Annotated in this window: 17 protein-coding genes; 9 read left to right on the top strand and 8 right to left on the bottom strand. The window is 41.5% G+C overall.

Annotation, left to right across the window (positions count from 1 at the left end; genetic code table 11):
- Positions 1-139: 139 nt before the first annotated feature.
- The 3 genes from BUB37_RS12585 to BUB37_RS12575 form a co-directional block, all read right to left on the bottom strand.
- On the bottom strand, positions 140-1,678 hold the full coding sequence (locus tag BUB37_RS12585) for a lipopolysaccharide biosynthesis protein (RefSeq protein WP_072994174.1): 1,539 nt from the start codon (positions 1,676-1,678) through the stop codon (positions 140-142).
- Positions 1,678-2,697, bottom strand: a complete 1,020-nt coding sequence (locus tag BUB37_RS12580) for a glycosyltransferase (RefSeq protein ID WP_072994173.1) — start codon at positions 2,695-2,697, stop codon at positions 1,678-1,680. Before BUB37_RS12580 ends, BUB37_RS12585 begins: the two co-directional genes overlap by 1 nt.
- Positions 2,698-2,831: 134 nt before the next feature.
- Positions 2,832-4,604 carry an Ig-like domain-containing protein gene (locus BUB37_RS12575; protein ID WP_072994172.1) on the bottom strand — a complete coding sequence of 591 codons (1,773 nt, stop codon included), beginning with the start codon at positions 4,602-4,604 and terminating at the stop codon, positions 2,832-2,834.
- A 279-nt stretch (positions 4,605-4,883) separates the two neighbouring features.
- Between BUB37_RS12575 and BUB37_RS12570 the strand changes: the two genes are divergently transcribed.
- The gene (locus BUB37_RS12570) at positions 4,884-6,302 is read left to right on the top strand and encodes an MBOAT family O-acyltransferase (RefSeq protein ID WP_072994171.1); all 1,419 of its coding nucleotides are present in this window, start codon (positions 4,884-4,886) and stop codon (positions 6,300-6,302) included.
- Between the two features lie 6 nt (positions 6,303-6,308).
- The gene (locus BUB37_RS12565) at positions 6,309-7,253 is read left to right on the top strand and encodes a hypothetical protein (protein WP_072994170.1); all 945 of its coding nucleotides are present in this window, start codon (positions 6,309-6,311) and stop codon (positions 7,251-7,253) included.
- Between the two features lie 162 nt (positions 7,254-7,415).
- Here the strand turns inward: BUB37_RS12565 and BUB37_RS12560 are convergent, their stop codons facing one another.
- The 3 genes from BUB37_RS12560 to BUB37_RS12550 all read right to left on the bottom strand — a co-directional run bounded on the left by BUB37_RS12560 (position 7,416) and on the right by BUB37_RS12550 (position 12,733).
- On the bottom strand, positions 7,416-8,696 hold the full coding sequence (locus BUB37_RS12560; RefSeq protein ID WP_072994169.1) for a nucleotide sugar dehydrogenase: 1,281 nt from the start codon (positions 8,694-8,696) through the stop codon (positions 7,416-7,418).
- Positions 8,697-8,708: 12 nt separating this feature from the next.
- Entirely contained in the window at positions 8,709-9,710 is a 1,002-nt protein-coding gene (locus BUB37_RS12555) for an SDR family oxidoreductase (protein WP_072994168.1), read from the bottom strand.
- 287 nt (positions 9,711-9,997) lie between these two features.
- A complete protein-coding gene (locus tag BUB37_RS12550; protein WP_170863166.1) occupies positions 9,998-12,733 on the bottom strand; it encodes a PKD domain-containing protein in 2,736 nt (911 codons plus the stop codon).
- A 773-nt stretch (positions 12,734-13,506) separates the two neighbouring features.
- Here BUB37_RS12550 and BUB37_RS12545 point away from each other — a divergent pair.
- Complete coding sequence (locus BUB37_RS12545) at positions 13,507-14,997, top strand: DUF2264 domain-containing protein (RefSeq protein ID WP_072994166.1); 1,491 nt, start codon at positions 13,507-13,509, stop codon at positions 14,995-14,997.
- Positions 14,998-15,190: 193 nt separating this feature from the next.
- Positions 15,191-16,357 (top strand): glycosyltransferase, encoded by a 1,167-nt coding sequence (locus tag BUB37_RS12540; RefSeq protein WP_072994165.1) that lies wholly within the window; start codon positions 15,191-15,193, stop codon positions 16,355-16,357.
- 93 nt (positions 16,358-16,450) lie between these two features.
- On the opposite strand, the gene BUB37_RS12535 is transcribed toward BUB37_RS12540, so the two are convergent.
- Both BUB37_RS12535 and BUB37_RS12530 read right to left on the bottom strand, forming a co-directional pair.
- Complete coding sequence (locus BUB37_RS12535) at positions 16,451-17,464, bottom strand: NAD-dependent epimerase (RefSeq protein ID WP_072994164.1); 1,014 nt, start codon at positions 17,462-17,464, stop codon at positions 16,451-16,453.
- Positions 17,461-18,858: a nucleotide sugar dehydrogenase gene (locus tag BUB37_RS12530; protein WP_072994295.1), complete on the bottom strand. Its 1,398-nt coding sequence runs from the start codon at positions 18,856-18,858 to the stop codon at positions 17,461-17,463. The genes BUB37_RS12535 and BUB37_RS12530 overlap by 4 nt, the downstream gene beginning before the upstream one ends.
- A 374-nt stretch (positions 18,859-19,232) precedes the next feature.
- On the opposite strand from BUB37_RS12530, the gene BUB37_RS12525 reads away from it, so the two are divergent.
- From BUB37_RS12525 to BUB37_RS12505, 5 genes are all read left to right on the top strand, one after another.
- Entirely contained in the window at positions 19,233-20,219 is a 987-nt protein-coding gene (locus tag BUB37_RS12525; RefSeq protein WP_072994163.1) for a UDP-glucuronic acid decarboxylase family protein, read from the top strand.
- A gap of 327 nt (positions 20,220-20,546) precedes the next feature.
- Positions 20,547-21,677, top strand: coding sequence for a DegT/DnrJ/EryC1/StrS family aminotransferase (locus tag BUB37_RS12520; protein ID WP_397459880.1), 1,131 nt, complete (start codon positions 20,547-20,549; stop codon positions 21,675-21,677).
- 4 nt (positions 21,678-21,681) lie between these two features.
- Positions 21,682-23,613, top strand: a complete 1,932-nt coding sequence (locus tag BUB37_RS12515) for a polysaccharide biosynthesis protein (protein WP_072994161.1) — start codon at positions 21,682-21,684, stop codon at positions 23,611-23,613.
- A 37-nt stretch (positions 23,614-23,650) separates the two neighbouring features.
- Positions 23,651-24,436, top strand: coding sequence for a polysaccharide biosynthesis/export family protein (locus BUB37_RS12510; RefSeq protein WP_072994160.1), 786 nt, complete (start codon positions 23,651-23,653; stop codon positions 24,434-24,436).
- A 32-nt stretch (positions 24,437-24,468) separates the two neighbouring features.
- On the top strand, positions 24,469-26,850 hold the full coding sequence (locus BUB37_RS12505) for a GumC family protein (RefSeq protein WP_072994159.1): 2,382 nt from the start codon (positions 24,469-24,471) through the stop codon (positions 26,848-26,850).
- The last annotated feature ends 68 nt before the right edge of the window (positions 26,851-26,918 follow it).

The raw sequence follows: 26,918 nt of genomic DNA, 5'->3' as shown, positions 1-26,918 counted from the left end.
CTTGGGTTTGTTATTATAATTTATAAGGACGAAAATAAGCTATTTCAAATGCATTGGATTAATTATCGGTTTAAATTCCTATTTGGTCGGTCCAATTTGATAAATCTTCAATAAAGTACTTCTCCTAAACGAAAAACAATTATTTATTTTTTAGACCATTTGTAAGGCGTTTGATTAAATCCCTGAAATAACGGTCACTTAAATATAAAATTCCACCATATAGAGCAATGGTAATTATCGAGACATATGATGTAAAGAAAATGAAATCATATATATTTTCCGTTTTTGACACCAAATAGGTTTTGGTGATATACCGAATACCTAAATACACAGGTGCAAACGTGAAGGAAAGTTTTAAAAAACCATAGATATAATGGTAAAAAGGCCAATGAAAAGCCCGGGTAAACAGAAAAAAAGGTCGCCACAACATAATAATTAATATAAGGCTACAACTAGTACCCAATAATATACCTGTCAGCCCGAATTTAGTTACTAAAAGCATTGAAACGGAAAGGTTAATTACGCTTTGAGCAATTGGGGCCCAGGTATCGGAGTAAAGTCCATAGGCCTGTTTAAACACATCCACGGGTTGCCTGACCTGTAACATGAAGAAGTTTAGGGCAAAAAGCGCCACGGTGGTTTCCGAAAGAATATATTTTTCACCAAGCCATAATACAATAAATGGATCCACGAGGGTAATAATGCCAATGCTTACTATCCCGGCTATGAAAAAGCGAAAGGACATCAACTCCCAAAAGACCTGTTTGATCGAAGCTTCATTTTTTTCAGCTACCAAATTGCCGACACTGGCATTGGTCCCCGAAAAGAATTTGTTCAATAGGGTGGCAAAGTTGACGATAATCAATTGGTAATTGCCAAAAAAGGCCACGGTTTCTACATTGATAAAGGAAAATATTAAAATATTGTCGGTACCATTGGAAACAAAAGTGCCCAATTTGTGCAGGCTGATCTGTTTTATTTTTTTGATGAGTTCGGGATAGGATTTAAAATCCTTGCTCTTTTTCCCATTTTTTAAGGATAGTGACAGCCAAGGGTATTGTTTGGTCGTTTTCTTGCGTAAGGAGATGGTAAACAAGATGGAACTTAATAGTTCAAGTGACACCCAGGCGATAAAGCTTTGAAAATAGAATACAAGAACAATTTGTAGGACAATTTTCGAGATGTTATAGCTTTGAAGGTACTTGGCCACCATATATTCCTTTTGGTCGGCCTGGAACAATAGCATATGGTAGTTAAAAAAATAGCCTAGCAATGAACTGGCCAAAAAGGTAAAGAAGGCGTAGTAAATAAGGGGTAGGGAGATATTTACATCTTCAAATATTATAGGAAAGAAAGCTGAAAGAATTAGTGCCAGACCAATGATGGCCCATCCAATTTTTTTATAGATGTTGCCGAAAAATCGGATGATATGGTTGATTTCTTTATGGTTTTGATCAAAAATAGGTTTGTAGAGGGTAAATCCAATGGCCGTTCCTATTCCCAGCTCCGCCAGGTTTAAAAAACTTAAAAAGCTTTGGAGAGTAGAGGTAAGCCCCATAAAATCGTCCCCAAGGTTGTCAAGAAAAATTTTTCGGGCAAAGAACTGGGTAAAAATAAAAAGGACGTGAAAAAAAACGCTAACCTTTGCGTTTTGAATCGTATTCTTAAGTCGTGACATTATCGTTTGAACAGCATTAATTTTATTCTTATTCGAAGGGCATTAAATTTCAAGATAAAACCATAAATTTTACAAGGAAGGATTTTGGCTAAAATGGAAAATAGTGAATAATTACCATCTTTAATACTGAGCTGTTCAGATATTTCTTTTTTAAGTAGGTTTCTATGTTTATAGTCTTTGTCCAGATATTGATGGAAAAATAATGGATTGTAATGGTTTACAAGTCCTTCTAATAGGTATTTTTTGGCTATAGCTTTTGTTTTGTCGTCGTATTTTTTTGTTTGATCTACAATATAATAAAGTGCATCTTTGGCATCCATCTTTTGTGTGTTATATGGGCTTCTAATAACACTTTCATTCTCATTGTTATAAATATAAAGAGGTAGGGGAATGTAGCCTTGTCTTTTAGTCTTGTTAAGGACATCTATTGTAAAAAAAACATCTTGATGAATTTTTCCAGGTATAAAACGAAGATCTTGAATAATCTTTTTTGAATAAATTCTTCTCCATACAGAAAAATTATTACTAGTTAGGAGTCGTTTAATCCCCTCTTCTTGAGTCTCGATTAGTGGATTAAATGAAGATTTTTTTATATCAAAGTAAAATTTGAAAGATTTACTGTCAATTACTCCACACTCTACCACATGTAATCTATTTTTTAATAGAAATGATAACATCAATTGAAACATATTTCTATCTATCCAATCATCACTGTCAATAAATCCAATATAATCACCAGTGGCCAAGTCTAACCCTGTGTTCCGAGCTACGCTAGACCCTGAATTCGATTGCTGTTTGGTTATTATTCGAGAATCCTTTTTCGCATAAGCTTCGCATATACTCCAACTTTTATCCGTAGAACCATCATCTATAAGTATGATTTCCAAATTGGAATAAGTTTGATTGATAATACTGTCAATACAGCGAGCAAGATAAGCTTCCACATTGTAAACTGGGACAATTACTGAAAGCAAAGGCATTTTGTGATCAAATAGACAGGAATATTTATTTTGAGACATATGTTGTTAGATAAATTGGATAATATTTTCCAAAAATCATCAAATTTTTATTCTTTAAAGACAACAAAGGTGTTTAAAAAAAGGTTTAAGTCAAAAAACGTTATGTTCCCATATAAAACTTGTTAGATTAAAATTTAATCCTTAGACAAATAGTGTAAAAATTCCTCTAAATTCGTATATCCGTCTTCGTCGTGATCGCCGTTGTTGTCTGCTACTCCGATTGTTCCGTTGATGTTGTGCTCCCAAGTGTCGTCTATACCATCGTTATCGGTGTCGGGGTATGAAGTACCTCCAGTAGCCACACTAGGATATGTTCCAGAACTATTAGGGCTTCCTATTCTCCTTTCTAAACTATTGATTAACTCTGTGTCCAATGCATCTCTGTAAAGGCTTGCACCAACATGGGATAATAATTTTGATTCCAAACTGCTTGCAGGGGTAGGGGCATAATCACTCTTTGCTATTGGTGCACTTAATAGTTCCCAGCCCGGTTCATTTCTTAATAAATTAGTTCCGGATGGTATGATGTTTCCAACTATATAAGATTTGGTGTCGGATGCCTTTATGTTTGGATTAGGATTATCATTAGGAGCATAGATTCTGTTAAGTTGAATAGCTCCGTCGGCAGGAGGGAAGTCGTTACTTGATATATAAGCATTGTTGATAACATTAAAAACTATACCGTCCTCTACATTAGTGCCATATCGATAACCATAAATAATATTGTTCTGCATTTCAAATACTAAATCAACATGGTTTAAAGGAACATTTGTTATTATATTTCGGGCGTATGTCTTCGCCATAACATTATTGAGGATTGAAACATATTTTGATCTCTGAACAACAAAGTTTCTTGGTTGTTCTCCGAATAAGCTATTTTGAACTGTTATATTTTCAGACAATGTTGTAGCTAAGTTTTGGTCGGGGCCCCATGCCAATGAACAATGGTCTATAATTACGTTCTTGACTATCTTGTTGTTGATTCCTGGGCGAATACGTATACAATTGGCATTTTGAAACAGAGGATCATTAGGGTCGTTATAATCCCAAGCACCATATTCTTGCCGAAACTTTATGTATCTAATAATAACATTGTCCTCTTTTATCCATAAGTGTGTTCTTCGTAGCTGAATACCCTCCCCTGGTGCCGTTTCACCTGCGATGGTAACATCCCCGTTGCCAGTAGGAACGTATAATGTCCCATTACACTCTATCACGCCCGATACCCGGAACACAATAGTCCTTGGTCCTTTAATATCTTCTAAAGCCCACTTAAGGGAACCTTTGCCAGAGCAGTTCAAATTAGTTACTTCCACAATGGCTCCTCCCCGACCACCAGAGGTATATTTGCCGTAGCCTTCGGCTGTTGGAAAGGCCTTTAGTTCCCCAGAATCGTTGTCCGATATGATTACGGTTGCCTCGTCTTTTTCCTTACTGCCGTCTTCCAGTTCGGTTTCCACGACATAGTCAAAGGAATCCACTGTTTTTTCCTCCTGTTCTTCTGTACTGTCTGATTCTTCAACAGCAGGATTTTCTTCTTCTATGCCATTGTCGATAGTGCCTTCATCGTTTGGTTCCGAATTTTGGCCTTCGTCATTTGGAATATAAGTCAAGGTTTTGTCTTCATTGATAATCACTACCCCGTTTTCAGGCTGGGACGTTTCAATGATCTTTACCTTGTCCGGATCGGGAATGATGTCGTTGGCCAGCACATCCAAGACCAGAGGATCATCTCCATGAAAGGAAAATGAGTCGTTCAGCAAAATACTTCCGGTCAAACGGGCTTGTTCCGCGTCGGAGATAACATACTCAGCGAGTAAATCGGTGTCTTTGCTGCATGAAATACTTAGAATTAGGGCAAGTAAGAGCATGGCCAAATTAATGACTTTTAGTTTTATTATTTTCATAAGTAGGTGTTAAGATTGCGGATTTGGGGTCCTTTTTCTTATGCGTTAGTATATTACATTGTTTTTATTATTGTCTCTTGAGTTTAGTTGGGTTTTCTGTCCACAAAATAGTAACCGACAAAGCCAAATATTGTTGTTGAAATCTTGATTTAATAGATGAAATGCAATAGGGAGTTTAAAAAAAATCGATGAAATGCATAATTAGACCGTAAACTGCTGGAAACCATGAGGATTTTAAATGTATTTTAGACCTGATTTAAGAAACACTCCAATTCAAGTATGCTTTTCAATTCTTTTGAGTTTTTACTTTTTTTTCCAACAGTATTTACTGTTTATTGGATTCTACAGTTTAATCTAAAGGCCCAAAATGTTTTCCTGTTATTTGCCAGTTACTTTTTTTATGCTTGGTGGGACTGGCGTTTCTTGTCCTTAATAATTTTTAGTTCTGTGGTAGACTATGTGGTTGGTTTGCGCCTTCACAAGGCCCAGAGTAAAAAAGTAAAGAAACGTTGGCTACTGCTTAGCCTCTCGGCCAATCTGGGGTTGTTAGGTGTTTTTAAGTATTATAATTTTTTTATAGAATCTTTTGTTGATTTGGTCAATACCTTTGGTTGGCAACCCAATGATTTGACTATGAATGTAATCCTCCCGGTTGGTATTAGTTTTTATACTTTTCAAACCTTAAGTTACACCTTGGATATTTACAGAGGTACGCTAAAACCAACACGGGATGTTATAGCATTTTTTACCTATATATCGTTTTTTCCACAATTAGTTGCGGGGCCTATTGAGCGCGCTTCGAACCTGCTTCCACAGGTATTGTCTAAAAGAACTTTTACGAAGGCCTATTTAACTGAGGGAATTTTACAAATACTAGTAGGGCTTTTTCGAAAAGTTGTAGTTGCCGACACTTTGGCCAAGTATGTTGATGTTGTCTATGGTAACATAGCAGTCCACGATGGTACTACGATAGTTTTGGCAACACTTTTTTATGCATTTCAGATATATTTTGATTTTTCGGGTTATTCCGATATAGCTATAGGTACGGCCAAATTAATGGGGTTTAGTTTTATGCGTAATTTTAACCTTCCTTATTTTGCGGTCTCTTTAACCGATTTTTGGCGAAGATGGCATATTTCCCTATCCCATTGGTTGCGTGATTATTTATACATCTCGTTGGGGGGGAATAGGAAGGGAATAGTTATTACCTATCGTAACTTGATGATAACAATGCTTTTGGGAGGGTTGTGGCATGGGAGTTCATGGAATTTTGTTATTTGGGGTGGCATTCATGGTGTTGTCCTGAGTATGGAAAAATTTTTAAATGCGCATCAATGGTTTCGTTCAATAAGAAGTGTTCGATGGGTAGGACGCATATTGACTTTTATTGTAGTGCTTTTGGCATGGGTGTTTTTTAGGGCCAAAGATTTTGATACGGCTCTATTGGCGCTTACAAAGGTATTTCAAATACAGTTGAAAATGCCTTATGTGGGAGACATTACAGTTTTGGCCAATTGTATGGCCATGCTTACTGTTGGCCTTGTGTTCGATTTTTATCTATATCGAACTAATTTAAGTTTGGAAAAAATAGGTAGTCACATAAGTATGGCTAAATTAATAGTTGTGGCATGTGTCATTACACTGTTGATAACACTCTTTTATTCGACTTCGGATAACTTTATATACTTTCAATTTTAGTGTTATATGAATCGAAAAAAATTATTTTTTTTAAGTAGAATACTTGTCCTTTTTTTTATGGTTTCTTATGTTGTGGACAAAGTTGTCTATTATGGAATCAGACAAATGGAGAGTAGCGTTTATACAGGGCAAAGCGTAGGTAAATTCAATCAGTATCTTTCAATTAAAGATAGTTTGGATTTCATAGTGTTTGGAAGTTCAAGGGCCAATCATCATATAAATCCATCATTGATAAGTGAAAATGGGTATAACATGGGCATGGATGGCCAGAAAATTGCATTTTCTGCTACCCTTTGCAAATTGCTGCCCAAAAGGGAACAAACTATTTTGTTTCATATTGATCCTGAGAATGCTGTAGATGATTTGTACATGGCAGAGGATTTAAGTAGTTTGAAATCTATGTATTATAAGAATAAAATAGTGCAGAAGGAAATGAATAAGTATAAAAAGTTGAATCCATTGCAACAAATCTACTGGTGTATTTCTTACAATGGGATTTTGTTTGGAATTATTAAGAATTATTTAAAACCAAATTATAATTATACTACTTACAATGGATATGACCCGTTGCAAGTAAATAATTCTTCAAATAGAAATGTTTTGAAACTTGATAAAAAAGAAATACAAGTGGGGTGCAAAAAAAAGGGATATACCTTAAATCCAATTTACAAAGCTTATTTAACTGATTTAAAAGAATTCAGTAAAAAAAATAAAAAACAGCTTATTTTTTTTACATCTCCTAAACTATTCGATAATTGCAAAGAGGACAATTTGTTTTTAAGAAAGGAAATGAAAAAAATGAATTTAATATATAAGGATTTTAGTGATGTTTTATTGAGTAGTACTTCGGACCTGTCAAATTGGAAGGATGCTACTCATTTGTCTAAAAAAGGAGCTGAGAATTTTACCAATTATGTGGCAAGAACTGTTTTTGGTCCCAATGTAAAATAAACTGAGTAGGGAAATGAAACAAAAAAAGGACGGTTTAAACCGTCCTTTTTTTTAAATAATTTACTCTTAATCCAGTCAACGTACGGGCTAGCCCTTTAGGACATATAAATTCGTTACAGAATTTTACAATGGGAGTATTAATTTACCGGTATGAGTGCTGATTTATAATCTTCCTTCTACCTTACATTTTAAAATACCTTTTACATCGTATAAAACCCCATTCTCATTTAAAAGGGCCCGTAGGTCGATATTCAAGAACTCCTTATGGGCAACGGCAAGAACTATGGTGTCGAATTTTTCATCGGGTACTTGGTTGACGATTTGAAGGCCGTATTCTTCGTTAACCTCTTCCTTGGAGGCCCAAGGGTCGTAAATGTGAATCTCTGCCCCGTAGCTTTTGAGATTGGTAATCACATCAACGGCCTTGGTGTTACGAACATCCGGGCAGTTTTCCTTAAAGGTGATGCCTAAAACGAGCATCTTCGACCCTTTGATTTTTATGTCTTTTTGGACCATGAGTTTGACGACTTCCGAAGCGACATACTTTCCCATGCCGTCGTTCATCCGCCGGCCGGCCAAGATGATTTCGGGGTGGTAGCCGTATTCCTGGGCCTTTTGGGCCAGGTAATACGGGTCGACCCCAATGCAATGTCCTCCGACAAGTCCGGGTTTAAAGGGTAGGAAATTCCATTTGGTTCCCGCGGCCTCCAGTACGGCATTCGTGTCGATACCCATTAAGTTGAAGATTTTGGCCAATTCGTTGACAAAGGCAATGTTGATGTCCCTTTGCGAGTTCTCGATGACCTTGGCGGCTTCCGCAACCTTTATGGAGGGGGCCAGATGGGTCCCGGCCGTTATTACCGATGCGTAAAGTCGATCGACTTGTTTGCCGACTTCGGGCGTCGATCCCGAGGTAACCTTTAAAATTTTTTCTACGGTATGTTCCTTGTCACCCGGGTTGATCCGTTCGGGTGAATAGCCTACGTAGAAGTCTTCGTTAAACTTCAATCCGCTGATACGTTCCAAAACGGGAACACATTCCTCCTCGGTTACACCAGGGTAGACCGTAGACTCATAAATGACGACATCCCCTTTTTTCAGTACTTTCCCAACGGTTTCACTTGATTTGTACAAAGGGGTGAGTACCGGTCTGTTGGTGTGGTCTACAGGGGTGGGAACGGTTACGATATAATAATTGCAATCGGAAATGTTCTCAATTTGGTTCGTGCAATAAAGGCCGGTTTCCATTTGAGGGGTATCGCTCAAAACTTGTTGCAAAATTTCGTCTTCTACCTCTAAGGTGCTGTCCGTCCCGGATTGAAGTTCCTTGATCCGTTCTTCGTTGATATCAAATCCGATTACCGGATATTTGGTCGCAAACAATCGTGCTAGGGGAAGGCCTACATAGCCTAAACCAATAACTGCTATTTTGGGTGTACTCATAATTTCTTTACATTATTTTTTTAAATTGTTCCAATACCAATTGACGGCATTTTTGAGTCCGGTTTTTATATCAAATTGCGGGGCGTATCCCAAGAGCTGCTCTGCCTTCGCTATGGAGGCCAGGGAATGGGGTACGTCTCCCTTTCGTTCCGGGCCATAGGTCACCTCGATTTTGGCTATTTCCGGATCGTATTCACTTAGATACGTTTTTAACAGGCCGACCAGCTCGTTCAAATCGGTACGTTCGCCATAGGCCACATTGTACACGGTGTTAATGGCCTCCTTGTCTTGGGCCAATAGGGCCCTTATGTTCATTTGTACCACATTGTCGATATAGGTAAAGTCTCGTGAAAAGCTACCGTCTCCATTTATAACAGGCGATTCATGGGCCATAAGTTGCATGGTGAATTTTGGAATGACGGCCGCATAGGCCCCATTGGGATCTTGTCTTTGCCCAAAAACATTAAAATAGCGTAACCCTATGGTTTCCAGTCCGTACGTAGCGCTAAAAATGTTGGCATATAATTCGTTGACGTACTTTGTAATGGCATAGGGCGAGAGTGGCTTTCCGATAATCTCTTCTACCTTGGGCATTGATTTTGAATCGCCATAGGTGGAAGAACTGGCAGCGTAGACAAAACGTTTAACGTTCGCATCCCGGGCCGCAACCAACATGTTCAAGAAGCCGGATACGTTAACATCGTTACTGGTTATGGGGTCGTTGATCGATCGGGGTACCGATCCCAAGGCTGCCTGGTGAAGTATGTAATCTACGTTTTCGCATGCCGTTTGACAGGTGCTCAATTCGCGAATATCGCCTTCGATCAGGGTGAAATTTTTGTTATTAAGAAAGGGTTGTATGTTTTCGCGCTTACCTGTGGCAAAGTTGTCAAGGCAAACGACACGGTTTCCGTTGTCTAAAAGGGCCTCACATAGGTTGGAGCCGATAAAGCCGGCGCCTCCGGTTACTAAAATATTGTGTTTAACCGGCAATTGTAGACTTTTAAAGGACATTTTATTTGTGTTACAATTATTATTGATGCTTTAAATCGAGTGCAAATTAAATTAAAAATAAACGATTAAATTAATTTAAATAGGTGGATTGTAGGAATTATCCGTTGCTTGGTCATTTTTCTATATTAAGTTTTGTGTCGAGATATTTTTAAGGCATTCATTGTTTAAATAAGTTTGAATATTCTAAACGGACATGAAAATGAGTGCCAATGCGGTCATAAATAAAATTAAAAGCCGACCGAATCTATGTTCGATCGACTTTGAGTTAGTTGTTAGAGGGAATGGGATTATTTGTTTGCTAAATAATAGAGGAAATCTTCAAGATTAGTATAACCGTCGTTATTACGGTCTTTGTTTCCATCTTTTTTATCATTGGGGTCCAGGCCATGGGTTTTTTCCCAATCGTCGGCCATACCGTCCTTATCACTATCCTTATAAGCTGCGCCGCTACTAATACTTGGGAAAGAACCACTATTTTTCAATGTACCGCTCATATTCTTATAGTGGTTGATTAGTCGATTGTCAACTGCATCCCTCTTCGGTACGCTTGCTCCTACATGAGAAAGCAATTTACTGTCAAGTTGACTTGCACTAGTAGCTATATAGGATGATTTGTTTTTTGGATATGAGAATAAGTAGGGCTCAAGTTCGGCTCTATACATATTTTTTAGCCGAGAATCCATAATATTATCTTTTAGATAAGCATGTGTAGTTTCTATTTTATTAGTGCTGGCACTTTCTGGAGCTGGAGGGGTCAGGGTTATAGGGTAGTTCGTCGAGGTTTGGAAATCGTTTGACAGTTTATATGTGTTGGCAATTACGTTAAATGACATCCCATCAGTACCTGATGTGGCCCATTTAAAACCGTATACAATGTTGTTGATCTGTTCAAACGTTAAATCTTTATGTTCAACGGCCCCGGCCATGACACTTCTACTATTGTTTAATACAAACAAATTGTTAAGGATTGAGATATTTTTTGATCTTGATATCAACATGGCTCTAATACTTTCTCCGAAAACACAATTTTGGACGGTTACATTTTCAGCAATTACGGTGGAGATGTTCTCGTCCAGTGCCCAAGAAACGGAGCAATGATCGATTATTATATCCTTTATTTTAACCGACGGATTGCTGGACCTGATTCTTATTCCATCCATATTGTGCCCGTCTTGAGGATTGGCGCTTGAATCCATTCTAAACCTTAAATGCCTTACGATAACATTGTCGGCTTGAATACTCAAGGATCCATTTCTTATTAGAATGCCTCCGCCAGGAGCCGTTTGCCCAGCGATGGTAACATTTCCCCTGCCGGCATAAATAGGCAGGTTGGATTTGGCGTTAATGGTACCACCTACCTTAAAGACGATTGTTCTGGGCTCTCTTATTTCCTCTAAGGCATATCGTAGGCTACCAGGTCCTGAGTCGTTTAAGTTGGTCACTTCTACCACTATACCGCCCCGTCCCCCGGTGGCGTTTTTACCAAAACCTTCTGCCGTAGGGAAGGCCTTTAATTCAGAAAAGCCTCCCGAGGTATCGACATTGTCATTGTCTTCTTCTTCATCGTTACTTCCGGAACCCCCATTTTCATTGCTTCCACCACCACTACTTCCTCCGCCACTGGAACCACTACCGCTGTCGCTTGTCGGAGCTTCGGTAACTTTTACAATTTGTTTTACCGTATGGGAGAGCCCCTCTTCATCCTTAACTGTAAGCTCCACGTCATAAGAACCGGTATCGTTAAAGGTGTGGTCGGGGTTTTTGGTGCTGGTTGTAGAGCCGTCTTTAAAGTTCCAGGAATAACTTACAATCTCAGTATCGTCTTTGGAATTCCAGGCCTTGAATTCTACCTTAAGCGGAGCATAGCCCTCAAAAGGGCCTCCTGAAATGACCGCCGTCGGGGCCTCGTTTTTGGCTTCTGTAGCTGTAATGCTTAGGGTAGAAGTACTCTTTAGTCCTTCTTCGTCCGTAACGGTAAGGGATACTTCATAACTGCCCTCTTCGGTAAAAGTATGGCTTGGGCTGACCGTTGTCGCCTTGTTGCCGTCTTTAAAATCCCATGAATAAGCGGTTATCTCCTTATCGTCGGAGGAGTTGCCACCGTTAAACTTGATTTCCAGTGGAATTTCCCCTTCCACCTTGTTGGCCGAAATTTTTGAGATAGGAGCCTGGTTTTCGTTCTTGCCCGGATCGGCAGGGGTTTGGGCCTCATCTTCGTTGTCCTCTGATGTCTTCGTTCCCTCATCGGAGCTTTCTTCTTCTTCTTCTTCTTCTTCTTCGGTAGCTTCCTCGCCGGGTACATCTTCTTCCATGGTGTCCTCCCCGGAGGCATCCTCTTCAGGGGTTTCGTTCGTTTCTTCCACCGTCTCTCCAACTATGGCTTCGGCATCTTGCGGGGCTTTATATGTAACTACTAACCTAGGCCCTCGTTGGGTGGGGTGTTCTTTTGAGGCAAAGGCAAAATCATCCCCATCCTTATGTTTTAAGACCAAGGTTATAAGTCCCCTGTTTAAGCGGTCTTTTTGTAAATCGATTTCCTTGGTCTGCCCTACACGATAGTCATCGGAGGTTGTTCCGAGAAGGGAATCTATCCGGGGAGCGGTAGCTTCCGTAAGGTTGTCTTCAGTCCAAGAAGAGGTATTTCCTTTGTATACCAGTGTGTTTCCGTCTCCGTCGTCGGTAGTTATGGTGAATTCTAACCGACTTTCTTCAAGGGTGCCCCCGATAGAATCGATTTGGCTTAGGTCGAACATTAAATAACTGTCCCTATGGTTTTCTTCCAGTCGAATTAGCTCGTTGTTGTACCCCTTGCCATCCTGTAAATAGGCATCCTGTACAGGGGCAAAGACCGTGGTTCGTATTTCGGTAGGGACTTTTTTGGTCTCTTCCTCCGTCAATTCTTCCCCGTTTTCCTCTTCTGGCGAATCTTCCTTCACCGATTCTTCGGCTTCCTCCTCATCTGTATCCGATGGGGTTTGGGCGATGGGTTGTGCATTGGGGTCTAAAACCGCTTCTTTTAACAAGTCGCTGTCTTTTGTGCAAGAAAAAATCAATACAAGAAATAGAAATACAGAGGCCAAAAAGGACCTTTTGACTTTTGTGGGGTAAAAGTTCATAGGTTAGGAAAATGTGTTAACTGTTTTTTGATACTTTACCGTGTTGCGTCGATGAAATGTGCTTTTTATCGATAAACGGTAATCTGCGCAAAAATAGATAGTTAATTCGACTGGCAAAATTTTTTTTGCCTTTTCTTTTGATGCCCTCCTATCTGCTTGAATTTAGAAGCTTTTGAAGTAAAAGAGGATTTACGCATAAGAGGGGGTGGGCGGATGGCGCAGGTATATTTTTTAACTTTGTTTTAACAAAATAATCGATGAATTACATGTTATTGCCCAGGTTGGGTGGCCTTAATCCCGTTAAAAGTAAGCAAGTAAATAAAATGTTAAATTTTTTTAGTTAAGGATTTTTTGAGGGAAAATTCAATCAAAAACAATGGAGATGGTCAATTAATCTTTGTGTCCGGTACTTTTTACCACTTCCGTTTAAGTAATTGATGGGGGAGTATGCTTTAATGTATACAAAGGGTGCCACCATTGGAATCCTACGTTTCGGTCAGTTGTTTTTAGGGTAGGGGTTACATTGTGCCGGCCATTAAAGGGATATAGGAATTTGTTAAGAAAGTATTTTGGGGACAGGGGTTTTTTGATGCCCTTGTAAATCAAGAGCCTTTATTCCATTTGGAATTTGTTCTGTTGTAGGCTTAGTATTTGCTAATTTTGGAATTTGATAACATAAGATGAGGAGAAAGAGTGTTTTTATAGGATTGGTGCTAGGCATAGGCCTATTAGGAGTGTCTGTGTATGTATGGAGACTGGATAGGGTGCGGGTCGAAAATTGGGAAAACACCGTCCCGGTCTTTGAAAATGCCCAGGTCTATGATCAGGGAATTAAAACTGCTTTTCTCGACACCGTTTCGTACTCTTCAAGGGAGCGTTTTAATGGGTTGTTTCAATATTTCTTACGGGGGTATTTAAAATATAGGTCAAAGGAAGGGGCCTTGGTGTATTACCCGGGAGAGTTCAGTGGTGGTGGCCAGGCCATCAATGCCTTGGAGGGCTTTGCGCGATTTTTTCCCCTGGCATGTTCTTATATACACAATGCCCCAAGTACTTCTGTTCAAATAGATGAGCAATCAATCAATGTTTCGGAAATCATGAAGACCGCTCTTTTAAGTGGGACGAATCCTAGTTCTAAGGAATATTGGGGAGTCATAAAAGACCGGGATCAAAAAATGGCAGAGGCAGCGGATGTTGCCTTGGGACTTTGGGTGTCAAGGGAATATATTTGGGATCAATTTAGTACTCAGGAAAAAAAACAAATTTACGATTGGTTGATACAGGTCGAAAGCCGAAAACATGGCGATAATAATTGGAATCTATTTCCAGTTATGGTCATCAAATCCCTTGAGGCACTGGGTATGGCCGACAATCGAGCTGTGACGGCTGCCAATAAAAAGTTTGGGCGATATATTGAGCAAGATTATTTGGGGGATGGATGGTTTAAAGATGGGGAAGCTCCCCCGGATTATTACAATGCCTGGGCAATACATTATTGTTTGTTTTGGCTCAATCAAATGCACCCCGGTTTCCATTCGGAATTTATTTGTGAGGCCAACGCGGATTTTTCTGATTTTTTTAAACACTTTTTTGGTCCCGAAGGTTTCCCCATGATGGGGCGCAGTGTTTGTTATCGTATGGCGGTACCCTCACCCCTTGTTGCCGCTTCCTTGATTAACGGTGAGGTGTTGTCAGAGGGAGAGGCGTTAAGGGCCCTTGAGACGACATGGGCCCACTTTATTGAAAACGATGCCTTGGAAGGGGGGAAGGTTACCCAAGGTTTTTATCAGGAGGATTTAAGTATCTTGAACGGCTATTCCGGTGCGGGTAGTTGCCTTTGGTCTTTGCGGTCGCTTATACTTGCCTTTTATGTGGACGCCGAGATAGGTTTGTTTGATGTGCCCCCCGCAAAATTACCGGTGGAAATAGCGGATTTTGAGGTTCACAATCCTGTTATCAACTGGACGATAAGGGGGGATAAGGAGTCGGGAGATATCATGTTGGAATTATTAAATAATGATAAAGATGCCCACTATCAACTAGATAAGTATGATGTTTTGGATGCTTTTCTGGAGACCCTATGGCAGTATCCGCATAGACCCAACAACAAAAAAGCCTTATATAACAATAGGTTCTATTCAAATGAAAATTTAATTTTCAACGGTAACTGATATTCGATAAAATTACTAGCACTCTTAAAGGTCGGAGTGTCTTGGTTTTTAAGTGCTTAAAGTTTTTTAGTGTGTTAAATTAAAGTTTAACCGGGGTTTAGTATATTGTGTTGGTGTTATCGTAAATACAATTCTAAAATTTAATGAATTTAGAAAAACAGCAAAAAGGAGAGGGTCATTTGAATTAGGAGGTATGAATTCTAATAAAATTAGAATTGTGTTTTTAATTACCGGTCTTGGCACTGGAGGTGCCGAAATGATGTTGTTTAAATTTTTGACACGTTTAGATTGCACTACCTTTTCTCCCTATGTAGTAAGTCTTATACCTGGGGGGGTCTTTGAAAATAGAATAAAAGATTTAGGGATTCCGGTTTTTTCTTTGGATATGGTTCAAGGGGTCCCTAATCCATTTGTGCTTTTTAGATTAAAAAAGTATTTGGATATTATAAAACCGAATATTATTCAAGGATGGATGTATCATGCCAATTTTATAGCTTTATTTGGAAAATTATTATGGGATAAGAAGGTTCCAGTCCTGTGGAGTATACATCATTCAATAAATTCATTGAAAAATGAGAAAATAAGTTTGGCTTTGTTGATTAAGTTAACTGCATTGTTGTCCAAAAAACCTGATAAGGTGATATTTTCAGCAAAAACAGGGAAGTTTCAGCACTTACAAATAGGTTATAAGTCTGTTAATTCATTGGCTATTAATGATAATTTTGACCTCACTTTATTTAGGGAAGAGAGTAACCGATTAAGAGGTTTAAGAAATTCATGGAGTATTTCTGAGGATGCAATATTAATAGGTTCATTGGCTCGATTTCACCCGATGAAAGACCATTTAGGTTTGCTGAGTGCAGCGGCCAAAGTGATTGGTAAATATCCGAATGTGTATTTTGTCCTAGCGGGTCCAAATGTTGACTACAATAATTATGAGTTGACCTCTTTTATTAAAAAACATGGAATTGCAGATAAAATTCATTTATTGGGAGAAATTCATTACGTGCCAAAGTTTTTTAATTCAATTGATATATATGTTAGTTCTTCTGCTTATGGAGAATCTTTTCCGAATGTTATAGGTGAGGCAATGGCATGTGGGGTGTCATGTGTGGTCACTGATGTAGGGGATTCAAAATTTATCGTAGGAAGTACAGGGATTGTAGTACCCCCTAGAGACACCGAAGCTTTAATGCTAGCTTTTAAAAAACTTATAGAACTTGGTCCAATGAAACTTGTGAAGATGGGTGAGAAAGCAAAAAGTAGGATTTCTTCTGAGTTTGATTTAGATGCACCAAATTCATTTGTGCGAAAATATGAAAAATTATATATGCAAGCAGTTGAAGTTCCGAACAAATGAATTGAATCTTCTATTTATCTTGGCAAATCAAACAATGGTGAACTTTGGTTGTTTGCCGGATGTCAACAAATAATTTCTGTTTTTGGTTAAAAACTATTTTCGATAATCTTTATACCATTCAATGAATTTTTGCACTCCTTTCTTTACCGAAGTGTTGGGGCGGTAGCCGTAATCGCGGATCAGATCGTCGACATCGGCCCAAGTGCGTTCCACATCCCCAGGTTGCATGGGCATCATTACTTTTTCCGCCTTTTGGCCCATACTTTCTTCAATGGCCTCTATAAAATCGGTCAGCTTTACGGCATTGTTGTTGCCAATGTTATAGATCTTGTAGCGATCACGGTCTTGGGTCGATGTGGTTAGTACACGTACGACCCCTTCTACGATATCGTCGACATAGGTAAAGTCCCGCTCCATCTTGCCGTGGTTGAAAACCTTGATCGGTTGGCCCTTGGCAATGGCCTCGGTGAACAGGAAGAGGGCCATGTCGGGCCTTCCCCAAGGGCCGTAGACCGTAAAGAACCTTAGGCCCGTGGTCGCAAAACCGAACAGGTGGCTATAGGTGTGGGCCATCAGCTCATTGCTTTTTTTGCTGGCGGCATAAAGGCTTATGGGGTGGTCTACACTATCGGAGGTCGAAAAGGGGATTTTTTCGTTCAAGCCATAGACGCTTGAGCTGCTTGCGTATACCAAGTGCTCGATCTTATGGTGCCGGCAACATTCCAGTAAATTGAGGTAGCCGACGATGTTGCTGTCGATATAGGCCTCGGGGTTTTCGATACTGTAGCGGACCCCCGCCTGGGCGGCCAGGTTACAAACCTTTGTTATTTTTTCTTCCTCAAAAAGTCGGGGCAGGGCTTCCCTGTCCTCCAAATTCATCCGAACAAATGAAAATTGGTCACCATGGGTCGCGCTAACACATTTTTGGTTAAAGCTTTCCGCTTCGTTACGGACGATGCCCAATTGGCGCAGGCGACCAAATTTTAGGTCGACGTCGTAATAGTCGTTGATGTTGTCCAGACCGATTACGTCATGGCCTTGTTCAATGAGCTTCTCGCAAAGGTGGTATCCTATAAAGCCTGCCGCTCCCGTGACCAGAATTTTCATGATTGGCCTATTTTGTAGTATTGAAAGCCGATTTCCTCCATTTTTTCCTTTGACAACAGGCGCCTACCGTCAAAAACAAAGGCCGGTTTCAACATCTTTTCGAAGATGCTTTCCCACGAATAGGTCTTGAATTCGTCCCACTCGGTAAGTATGGCTATGGCATGGGCGTCTTGAACGGCCTCCATGGGATCCTTAACCACCGTAAGAAGTTCTCGGTTCTCTTCGGGGCTGCGGGTATCCAAGTAATCCAGATCGGCATAAATCTGTTTTTCCGATACCTTGGGGTCGTAGACCACTATTTCCGCTTTTTCCTCCAATAGGGCATCGGCAACATTGATGGCGGCAGACTCCCGGGTATCGTTCGTGTCCTTTTTAAAGGCCCAGCCAAAGAAAACGATTTTCTTTCCGGAAACGGTATTGTAAAGTGTGGAAATGATGTTCTCGGCGAACCTGCGTTTTTGGTAGTCGTTCATGATGATGACCTGTTCCCAGTAATCGGCCACTTCGGTGAGTCCGAAACTTCGCGATATATATACGAGGTTGAGGATGTCCTTCTGAAAACAGGAGCCGCCGAAACCGACGGATGCATTAAGGAATTTCGCTCCGATCCTACTGTCGGTTCCTATGGCGCGCGATACCTCGGCTACGTTGGCGTCCGTTCGCTCGCACAATGCCGAAATGGCATTGATGGAAGAGACCCTCTGGGCCAAAAAGGCATTGGCGACCAATTTTGAGAGCTCTGACGACCATACATTGGTTTGAAGAATGCGTTCTTTTGGCAACCAGTGCTCGTAAATCGCACTCAAGGTGTCCTTGGCTTCCTGTCCGCTTGGGGTATCGTCACCACCAATCAATACGCGGTCCGCCTTAAGGAGGTCGTCAATGGCGGTACCTTCGGCCAAAAACTCGGGGTTGGAGAGTATTTCAAAGTTGACGCCGTTCCCGGTATTTTCGAGTATGCTTTTTATGGCGCTGGCGGTTCTGACCGGTAAGGTCGATTTTTCCACGACGATCTTATCCGTTTTTGCCACCCGGGCTATATTTCGGGCGCAGAGCTCGACATACTTCAAATCCGCCGCCTGGCCTTTTCCCTTGCCATAGGTCTTGGTAGGGGTGTTCACCGAAATGAAGATGATCTCGGCCTCATCGATGGCCTTGTCGACCTCGGTCGAGAAAAAGAGGTTCTTTCCCCGTGTCTTTTCCACAATTTCTTTTAGACCAGGTTCGTAAACGGGTAGGTTGTCCAAGTCGGTATCGTTCCACTGATCGATCCTAGCTTGGTTGATATCGACTACGGTAACCGTAATTTCAGGGCATTGGCTAGCGATGACCGACATGGTGGGTCCACCTACATATCCTGCACCTATGCAGCATATTTTATTTACTTTTTTCATGGTATAATTCATTTGTTCGGCTGCAAAGATTACTAAAACCGTTAAAAAAAACCTACTATTTACCGTTTAAAAAGGCTTATTTGGGACAAACGGTAAAAAGGGCCTTGAAAATAACGGTTGTCGCATGTTTTGCATGTTGCCATTATTGATGATTGACGACTAGGTCGGGTTTTTCAATTTTTATAATTCTTTGGGGCGGGAAAATAGCATGTTTTTTTCAACTGGTCTAAAATAATGTATAGTTGGTAGGTTTTTTGTGTGGATGTAGCCTCTTTTAGGAATAGAGTATTTATCTTCGTGTTTCTTGCGTTCGGTGTTCCTCACATTCAGGGCGTAGCCATATCGAATTAAATTTAAACTAGTTAACCGGTTAGATGAAGAAAATACTTATTACGGGTGCCGCAGGTTTTTTGGGGTCTCATTTATGCGATCGTTTTATTAAGGAAGACTTTCATGTTATTGGCATGGACAACCTGATTACGGGAGATTTGCGAAACATCCAGCATTTGTTCAAGCTTAAAAATTTTGAGTTTTACAACCACGATGTGACCAAGTTCGTGAGTGTGCCTGGACAATTGGACTATATTCTTCATTTTGCTTCGCCGGCCAGTCCGATCGACTACCTGAAGATTCCCATTCAAACGCTAAAGGTGGGGGCCTTGGGTACCCATAATTTGTTGGGCTTGGCCAAGGTCAAGAAGGCGAGAATCTTGATAGCTTCCACATCGGAGATCTATGGGGACCCCTTGGTGCACCCACAGACCGAGGAGTATTACGGAAATGTGAACACGATAGGCCCCCGTGGGGTATACGATGAGGCCAAAAGGTTTATGGAATCCATTACCATGGCCTATAACCGCTTTCACGGTTTGGAGACCCGCATTGTGCGTATTTTTAATACCTATGGCCCGCGGATGCGCTTAAACGACGGAAGGGTGATACCTGCTTTTATTGGACAGGCCCTTCGGGGGGAAGACCTAACCGTGTTTGGGGATGGGAGCCAGACCCGGTCGTTCTGTTATGTTGACGATGAGATAGAAGGTATATACAGGTTGTTGCTCAGCGATTACGATCTGCCCGTGAATATTGGGAATCCACACGAAATAACCATTAAGGATTTTGCGGAGGAAATCGTGAAATTAACGGGAACCGATCAGAAGATTATTTACAAGCCCCTTCCCAAGGACGATCCCATGCAAAGACAGCCCGATATAACCAAGGCAAAGGAGATTTTGGGCTGGGAACCAAAAGTGTCCCGCGCCGAGGGTATGAAGAAAACATACGAGTATTTTAAGGGGTTGCCGGAAGAAGAATTGTACAAAAAGGAACATAAGGATTTTACGGAATACAATAAAGTTTAGCCATCGGTGTCCGCGAAATGGGGTCCGGAACTTTATTTAAGGTCCAAGGTCTTGATTTATACTTGAAAAGTGTGCCAATCCTTACTTCCCATGGAATGCTTTAAACCTTTTGGCCATTTAAATCGTATATAAGGTCGGTACGTGGGACAAATGGTTAACCAAATATGCGGCTAACCGATTTTTTCATCGCATTCGACCAAGATATCCAAAAAGTATAGATATAAACTTTAGTTTTACCGTCCTGATATTCAGAAGTTCTATTGCGTGATTTGTGTATATTGATATTAGGACATTCCCCGAAGATATAATGAACAAAACCAACAGCTAGTGAAGACCATTACCCAAAATAAGATTTGGTTGTCTTCCCCGCATATGGGGGGCACTGAACAGAAATATGTACAAGAGGCCTTCGATACCAACTGGGTGGCTCCCCTGGGCCCCAATGTAAATGCCTTTGAAGAGGCCTTGGTCAAATACGTAGACCAAGATGTCTTTGTTGCCGCCCTTAGTTCGGGTACCGCCGCCATACATTTGGCCCTGGAGTTATTGGGGGTTTCACATGGCGATGAGGTGTTGTGCCAGAGCTTTACTTTTTCGGCCTCAGCAAATCCCATACTTTACCTAGGGGCCAAGCCTATTTTTATCGATAGCGAACGCAGTACTTGGAATATGTCGCCCAAATTGTTGGAGGAGGCGATTATAAATCGCATGGACCAAGGCAAGAAGCCCAAGGCCATTATAGCCGTCCACCTCTATGGCATGCCCTATAATGTTGAGGAGATTACGAGAATCTCGAAAACATATGATATTCCCGTCGTGGAAGATAGCGCCGAAGCCCTGGGCAGTAGTTACAGATCGGTAAAGTGCGGTAGCTTTGGTGAGATCGGTATTTTTTCATTTAATGGCAATAAGATCATCACCACCTCGGGAGGCGGGGCCTTGGTGACACGTAGTGAAGATGTGAAGAAAAAAGCCGTTTTCCTTGCGACCCAGGCCCGCGATGAAGCCCCTCATTATCAGCATTCAAAGGTAGGCTATAACTACAGGATGAGCAATGTGCTCGCCGGGATAGGCAGGGGGCAAATGGAAGTGTTGGACGATAGGGTAGCGGCACGAAGGGCAAATCACGAGTTTTATATTGACCGGTTGGGCGATGTACAGGAACTTGAATTTCTTGCCGAGCCGAAGGGGTATTTTTCCAACCGGTGGTTGAGCTGCGTGCTTACTCCCTCGTATGAAAAAAGGGAGCGGGTTCGCTTGGCACTTCAGGAAGAAAATATAGAATCAAGGCCCTTGTGGAAACCCATGCACCTACAACCCGTTTTTAAGGGAAGCATGCATTTTAGTGACGGGACTTCCGAAGATCTCTTCCGGCGCGGACTTTGTCTGCCGAGTGGATCCAACCTGGAAACAAGCGATTTGGAAAGGATCGCAAGTATTATTCGAACCAAAATATAGTACCATGATAAAAGATTACTTAGTAAACAATGCGCATCGGTATGCCTCTAAATGGCTCGTACTAGTTATCGATGTGTGTTTGATCTCGGTCTCCTTCGTACTCTCGTACATCATCCGGTTTAACCTGACGCTTGATTTTGATATTGACAAGCTTTTCGTCCAATTGCCGATAATTGCCTTAATTTCAATTGTATCCTTTGTGTTTACAGGCTCCCATAAGGGAGTGGTACGGCACACGGGGGTCAGGGATGTTTACAATATCTTCAACGCCATATGCCTCTCTAGTATTTTACTTATATCGATGGTTCTTTTTAATCGGGAGCTGGGCATGTTTGAAAATTTCACGGTTCCATTGGGTATTATTATCATACACAGCCTTTTGAGTTTTGTGGCCTTGACCGGCTCGCGATATGTCTTTAAGGCCTTGTACAATAATTTTATGGCGCGTGATTTTAAGGTCAATAAAAACGTATTGATCTATGGCGCCGGTGAGTCGGGTATTTTAACCCAAAATGCCTTGGTCAACCATACGAAGAGCCGGGTACGGGTAGTGGGGTACGTTGATGATGATATCAAAAAGGTAGGCAAGCAAATCAACGGGGTCAAGGTTTTTCACAAGGATGTATTGACCAGGGAGTTTTTTGTTAAAAACAATATATCCGAGGTTATTTTCTCCATTCAGAATATTGACTCCAAAGATTTGAAACTGCTTGTTGAAGGACTGGTCGATTTTCCTGTCCAGGTTAAGATCGTGCCTCCAGTTGAACAGTGGATAAACGGCGAGCTTAAGGTTTCCCAGATCAAACAGATCCAAATCGAGGACCTGCTTGATAGGGCCCCCATAAACATCAAAAACTCCAAGATTTCCGCTGAGGTCAAGAACAAGGTGATTTTGGTCACCGGGGGTGCCGGTTCAATAGGTAGTGAAATCGTTCGGCAAGTATGTACCTACGATTACAAATCGTTGATTATTATCGACCAATCGGAGTCTGCCCTATACGATTTGCAGCAAGAACTCAAACAAAACGGCTATCACAATTTTGTGCCCATCGTTGGCGACGTTCGCGATAAGAACCGATTGAACAACCTGTTTCAGGAGTATAAGCCGAACATCGTGTTTCATGCCGCGGCCTACAAGCATGTGCCCCTAATGGAGTACAATTCGTACGAGGCCATAAAAATCAATGTGGCAGGGACCAAGGTCGTTGCCGACCTGTCGATGAGCCACAACGTAGATAAGTTTATATTTATATCTACCGACAAGGCGGTCAACCCGACCAATGTGATGGGCGCGACCAAGCGTATTGCCGAGATGTACGTGAGTTGTATGCAACAGCAGGGCAAGACCAAGTTTATTACCACTCGGTTTGGTAATGTATTGGGATCCAATGGCTCTGTGATTCCCTTGTTCAAGAAACAGATTGAAAAAGGAGGGCCGTTGACCGTAACCCACAAAGAGGTGACGCGGTATTTTATGACGATTCCGGAAGCCTCCCAACTCGTTTTGGAAGCCGGTGCCATGGGTGATGGCGGTGAGATATTTATCTTCGATATGGGGGAATCGGTAAGAATATTCGACCTGGCCAAAAATATGATCAAACTTTCAGGACTTAGGTATCCCGAAGACATCGATATAAAGATTACGGGACTACGGCCTGGGGAAAAGCTGTACGAAGAGCTTTTGGCAAACGGCGAAAACACCTTGCCGACCTATCACAAAAAGATCATGATCAGCAAGAGCAGGGAATTGGATTATACCATGGTAAGGTCGAAGATAGACGAACTTTGCGTTTCCAATATGTTCTTTAATGGCAGTACGGTCGAGTTGATGAAGGAGATCGTACCGGAATTTATTTCCAACAATTCCGAACTTTGTGTATTGGACAAAAAGAAGGAAAAAAGAACCAAAACCCCTCCTTTAAAAAAAGTACTATAATCTTTTTTCACTATCATTGCAACAAAATTAAACATCGATGTCACAAGTAAAACGTTTCTTTCAAGACCGCTATTTTTATCTCTTTTCCTTGACCATTTTAATTCTGTCTTCCTGCGCGTCGCGCAAGGAAGTGGTGTATTTTCAAAACACCGGTGAATTTGAAACCTTGGTCGACAAGAACAGTTTTACCCCCAAGTTCAAGGTAGATGATTTGGTGAGCATACACGTTTCTACATTGGACAATGAGGCAAGTGCTCCCTTTAACCTTTTTAGGGGGGCATCGGAAGGTGGAATACGGGCGGAACAGGTCGATTACTTGATCGATAAAGAGGGGGAAATCGATTTTCCCGTCATCGGTAAGATAAAGATTGCTGGACTTTCCTCTGAAGAGGTAAGGGTCTTGTTGCGCGAAAAACTGTCCGATTATTTAAAAGACCCCATCATCAACATTCGATTGCGTAATTTCAGTGTTACCGTATTGGGTGAGGTCAATAGGCCGGGTACCTACCCTGTGGAAGGGGAACGCATTACTGTTTTGGAAGCCTTGGGCCTTGCGGGCGACCTTACCATAAAGGGAAGAAGGGAGAACGTCATGGTCATACGCGATTTTGACGGGACCAAAGTATATACCCGGATCGATTTGACGAACAAGGAGGCCTTGAGCTCTCCGGTATACTATCTCACCCAAAACGACGTGGTGTACGTTGAACCCAACAATTCGGCCATTAAGACGTCCACTTTGGACAATAGGGCTTCGCTATATGTATCTATAGCTTCGTTATTGATTACTTCTACGGTACTCATTATTACTAGGTCCAATTAATTTGAAAGTAGTATATATCCTAAAAGCGTAAGATGAGTTTGAATAGCCAAAACCCCATGTCGAATACCTCCTTCGATGTAAAGGAAGTACTGAATACCTATACGGCCCATGCCAAATGGTTTGTGCTATCCGTACTATTGGCACTGGCCATAGCCTACGTGTATATCAGGTATGCCACTCCTAAATACGCGGTGCAAACTCAAATTCAAATCTTGGAGGACAAGACCTCGGGCTCCGAACTCGATGTCTTTCAGGATATTCCCATTCTTGGGGGAGGAAAAAACAAGGTGGAGGATGAGTTACATATTATCAACTCGCGATCTAATTTTATCGAGGTGGTCAAAGAGCTCAATTTGAATACCCAAATTATGGTCCAGGGTAACATCAAGGAGACGGAGCTGTATAAGAACCCTCCCGTCAATTTGAGTTTTATTGCTCCCGACTCCGTCTTGAATCGGGCCAATTTGAACTTTTTTATAACCATTTCTTCCGATACGACTTTCGGCTATACCGAAGAGGAGGACAAGCCTGTCAAAATATACGCTTTTGGTAAAAACATTTCGACACCTATCGGCGATATTGTCATCACCCCGAATGTCGGGGTTTTTGAAAATTATAAGGACAAAAGGCTGAGGGTTTCGGTAAAGCCGATCGAAGATGTGGCCCAAGGCTATAGGGCCCGGGTCGTAGTTGCCAATCCGGGGGAGTTTTCCAATATTGTGACCATAACCTTGGAGGACCCTATTAGGGACAAGGCGATGGACATCCTCAATTCTTTGGTGCGAATTTATAATCAAAATGCCATAGAGGACAAGCAGATCATTGCCGATCGTACATCCAATTTCATCAATGAACGGATTGCCGATATAGCCACCGACCTGTCGTCGGTCGATCAGACGGCCCAGGATTTTAAAACCGAGGAAGGGGTCACCGATATCGCGGCGGAAACCAGTGTTAACCTAAACGTTGGGGTGGCCAACCAACAAGAACTGGCCAATGCCAGGAATCAATTGAACATGGCGGCCTCGATGCAGCAGCTTATCGAACAGCAAGGCAGCTATGAACCACTGCCCACCAATATTTTGGCCGACCCGTCGATTGCAAGCATTACCGACCGCTACAACCAGCTGGTTTTGGAACGAAAAAGATTATTGAAGAGCTCCAACGAGAAAAACCCGGTAATCGTCAACCTAGACCAACAGATAGCGGGCCTAAAAAGTAGCCTTCAGTCAAGTGTTAGCACCACTATAAACAACCTTGGGCTTACCGTAAATTCCTTGAGTGGGCAACAGGCTAGGTTCAATTCCAAAATTTATTCCTCACCGGCAAAGGAGCGGGCATTGAGGGATATAACCCGGCAACAGCAAACAACGGAGTCGTTATACCTCTATTTGCTGCAAAAAAGGGAGGAAGCACAGATCAGCGCAGCTTCGAGTTCCCCTAAGTCAAAAGTGATCGATAAGGCCTATAGTCCGAGTAAATCTCCGGTTTCCCCTAAAAAGTCCATCATTTACTTGGCTTCCTTTATTTTGGGTCTATTCGTTCCGTTCAGTATTATTTATGCCAAGGAATTGTTGGACAGCAAGGTTCACAATATGCATACCTTGGAAAAAATAGCTGAAAATATTCCCATACTGGGAGAGTTGCCGCGCCTGGGTAAAAAGGATGAAAAATTGGTCGTCAAGGAAGACCGATCGGTTCTGGCGGAATCCCTGCGTATCATACGGACCAATTTAGACTATCTTATTAAAACCAAGGCCTCGAAGGCAGGCAGGGGAAACATCATTTTTGTGACCTCGAGTGTGCCGGGGGAGGGAAAAACCTTTCTTTCGACCAACCTCGCGATGATCGCTGCCAGCGCCAACAAAAAGGTGATCCTGATTGGTGCGGATATCCGAAACCCCAAGTTGTATACCTTCTTTACCGGTGGGGATATCGATAAAATGACCAAACCCAGCAGGAATAAGGATGCGGGCCTTACCGAATATTTGTACGACAATACCATTGAGATAAAGGATATCGTCAATCCCATGTTGGTGCATCAAAATACGATCGATGTCATCTACTCCGGTAGAATACCGCCCAACCCGGCAGAACTCCTTATGAGTTCCCGTATCAAGGACCTTTTGGATGAGGTGGGTAAGGACTATGATTACGTAATTGTCGATACGGCCCCATTGATGGTGGTGACAGATACCTTGCTCATTAGCGAATATGCAGACCATTTGCTATATGTGACCAGGGCGGGTGTAACCGAAACCAAGGCGGTCGAATACCCCATAAAATTGCAGGAAGAGGGCAAAATAAAAGGCTTGTCCTTTATCGTCAACGATGTGGAAGCTTCAAATTTGGGATATGGTGGAAAATATGGATACGGATATGGAAAGACCCAGAAAAAATGGTGGAAATTTTAAACGTCTTCCCTAGACGTCCTATACCTTTAAAGTTTTTGTTTTTTTAAGGTTAAACGATGATTTTACTT

Origin of the sequence: Pseudozobellia thermophila (genome assembly GCF_900141855.1) — a bacterium.
Taxonomy (GTDB): domain Bacteria; phylum Bacteroidota; class Bacteroidia; order Flavobacteriales; family Flavobacteriaceae; genus Pseudozobellia; species Pseudozobellia thermophila.
Note: the sequence above shows the minus strand (reverse complement) of the source record. Positions and strands in the feature narration are given on the sequence as shown.